At 75.6% G+C, this 2778-nt stretch carries 2 protein-coding genes and 1 pseudogene; 2 read left to right on the forward strand and 1 reads right to left on the reverse strand.

The features are described 5' to 3' along the window. The coding region (locus K6I34_RS35050; RefSeq protein ID WP_229332071.1) for a glycosyltransferase 87 family protein at positions 1 to 1291 on the reverse strand (1291 nt) is incomplete at its 3' end. Positions 1292 to 1405: 114 nt separating this feature from the next. On the opposite strand from K6I34_RS35050, the gene K6I34_RS35055 reads away from it, so the two are divergent. Together K6I34_RS35055 and K6I34_RS35060 are read left to right on the forward strand one after the other, a co-directional pair. Continuing rightward, positions 1406 to 2554 (forward strand): molybdopterin-dependent oxidoreductase, encoded by a 1149-nt coding sequence (locus tag K6I34_RS35055; RefSeq protein ID WP_229332072.1) that lies wholly within the window; start codon positions 1406 to 1408, stop codon positions 2552 to 2554. Beyond that, positions 2551 to 2778: pseudogene (locus K6I34_RS35060) on the forward strand (hypothetical protein); the annotation flags it as partial. The gene K6I34_RS35055 and the pseudogene K6I34_RS35060, both read left to right, overlap by 4 nt.

Genomic DNA, 2778 nt, shown 5'->3' on the forward strand with positions numbered 1-2778 from the left:
CGTCGGGTACCGCGCGGCCGCCCACGTACTTCGCCGCGCCCGCCGCCGCCACGGCCAGCCACTCCCAGCGGCCGTCCAGCGCGACCAGGGCGACGAGCAGCAGCGCGTACCACGAGTAGCCGGGCGTCAGCAGCAGGAAGGCCCAGCCCGTGACCAGCAGCGAGCCTCGCCAGGGGCGGTCCGGGTCGCCGCGGCGGAGCACGTACGCCACGACCACCGCGAGGACGGCGAGCGCGGCGGGCAGGGCCCAGGTGTCCGGGAGCACCAGCCGCAGCAGCGCGTACCGGTTCTTCACGGTGGCGTCGTCGTAGCCCTCCTCGCGCGTGTAGCCGCTCAGGTAGCCGAGCACGGAACCGTCCGACGCCAGGACGTACGGCAGATAGCCGGCCGCGACGACGGCGGTCGCGGAGAGCAGCACCGTGGCCGCCGCGCGCACCCCGCCCACGCCCCTGCCGCGCAGCCCGCCGACGGCGCCCGGCAGGGTGACGGCGGGCAGCAGCTTCGTCGCGATGCCCGCGCCGAGGAGCGCGCCGCCCCCCGCGCGGCGGGTGCTGACGACGGCGAGGCCCGCGACGGTGAACAGGACGCTCAGCGCGTCGGCATGGGCGTTGTTGACCGCCTCGAAGGCCACGGCCGGGCACCACGCCCACAGCGCGGCGGCCCGGCCGTCACCGCCGCGGCGGCGCAGTACGTACAGCAGCAGCCCGGAGGTGGCCACGGCGAGCACCGCGCCGCCCACCTGGAACGGCTTGTGCCGGGCCCCGGGCGGCGAGAGCTCGTGCACCAGCAGGAACCAGCCCTCGGCGACGGGCGGGTAAATGGTGTGGACGTATGGCCGGTTGATACGGGTGCACGTGACCGGGCCGCTGTCCGGGGCGATCCTGAAGCGCTCGGGACGCTCGCACTCCGCGCCCTCCGGGAACAGCCCGCGGTCCCGCAGACGCGCCAGTGCCGGATCGGCCGGTACGTGGTCGTACGGGGAGATGCCCGCGGCCTGCACCCGCCCGTCCCAGATGTAGCGGTACACGTCCGAGCTGGTACGCGGCTCCGCCAGCAGCCCCGTGGCGGCCACGGCGACCGACCCGGCGAGGACCAGCGGCACGACGTGCCGGGCGGACACCGAGCGAAGCGACCAGGCGGCCGCCGCGAACAGCGCCCACGCGACCGCGTACCAGCCGGTCAGCGCGGCCGGGTCGGTGAAGTAGCCGTCGCCGCGGACGGCCACGGCGAGGACCACGGCGAGCGCGGCGAGCAGGGCGGAGGTGACGGTGGGCGCAGTGCGGTGATTCACCCGGCCCAGCCTGGCAGCGGCACCCCGCGCAAGGGGCCGGACCTGCGCGGATGTCCGCGTTTCGTAAGGAGGTGATCATGCCTGGCGGGGGCCCGCGCACGCTGTGATGGGGGCATGAAGCTCCCCCTCCCTCTCGCCGCGCGGCTCCCGGCGCCCCGTTTCCGCGGCCGTCTGCACGACGCCCGTACCGCGACGGCGATCGGCCGTTGGCTGGGCGCGGCCGTCGCCGTGTGCTTCGTGACCGGGCTGATCAGCCACCTCCTCCAGCACCCGGGCCCCCTCGCCGACGTGCTGCCCAGCCGCCCGCTGTGGGGCTACCGGGTGAGCCAGGGCCTGCACGTGGCGTCCGGCACCGCCGCCGTGCCGCTGCTGCTGGCGAAGCTGTGGACGGTCTACCCGCGGCTGTTCGCCCGGCCCGTCGTCCGGTCCGTGCGGCACGCGCTGGAGCGGCTGTCTGTGGCGGTGCTCGTGGCGACGGCCTTGTTCGAGCTGGCCTCCGGGCTGCTCAACATCGCCCAGTGGTACCCGTATCCGTTCTCCTTCGTCCCCGTGCACTTCGCCGTGGGCTGGCTGCTGACCGGCGCGCTCGTCCTGCATCTCGCCGTCAAGGCACCGGAGATCAGGGCCCATTGGCGGCGGCGTTCGCCCGGAACCCTGGCGCTGCCCGCCGAGGACGACGTGGACCGGCGGTCGCTGCTCACGGCCGTGGGCCTGGCGGCCGGGGCGGTGACGGTGACGACGGCCGGGCAGTCGTTCACCCCGCTCGCCGCGCTGGACCTGCTGGCGCCCCGCCACCCGGACCACGGCCCGCAGGGCCTGCCCGTCAACCGCACCGCCGCGCAGGCCGGGGTGACCCCCGGCGCCGTACGCGACTGGCGCCTGCGCGTCGACGGCCCGCGCCCCTACACGCTCACCCTCGACGAGCTGCGCGCCCTGCCGCAGCGGGAGGTGGTCCTGCCCATCGCGTGCGTGGAGGGCTGGAGCAGGTCCGCGCGCTGGACGGGCGTCCGCGTGCGCGACCTGCTGGACCGCGCGGGCGCGCCGCCCGGCGCCCTGATCCGGGTGACCTCGCTCCAGGCGCACGGCGCGTACCGGGTCATGACGATGCCCCACACCTACGCCCAGGACCCGCTCACCCTCCTCGCCCTGCGCCTCAACGGCGAGGAGCTGTCCTACGACCATGGCTACCCGGCCCGGATCATCGCCCCGAACCGGCCCGGCGTACTGCAGACCAAATGGGTCGCCCGGGTGGAGGCGCTGTGACGGCGCGGATGTTCGTGGGCGCGTGCGGCCTTGCCCTGATGGGTGCGGGGGCGTGGTTCCTGCTGTCCGGGCCGGACGCGCAGGACCCGTGGGAGGTGGCCGAGTGGCTGGGCGGGTTCCTCCTCGTCCACGACGCCCTCGTCGTCCCGCTCACTCTGGCCGCCGGGTTCGCGGTTTCCCGCGCCCGGGCGGCCAGGGGAGCGCTGCGCGGTGCGTTCCTGGTG

This window comes from Streptomyces sp. UNOC14_S4 (genome assembly GCF_020740835.1).
In the GTDB taxonomy this organism is placed as follows: Bacteria; Actinomycetota; Actinomycetes; order Streptomycetales; family Streptomycetaceae; genus Streptomyces.

Coding starts and splice junctions, on each gene's coding strand:
- K6I34_RS35055 (WP_229332072.1), top strand. CDS start 1,406: ATGAAGCTCCCCCTCCCTCTCGCCGCGCGGCTCCCGGCGCCCCGTTTC.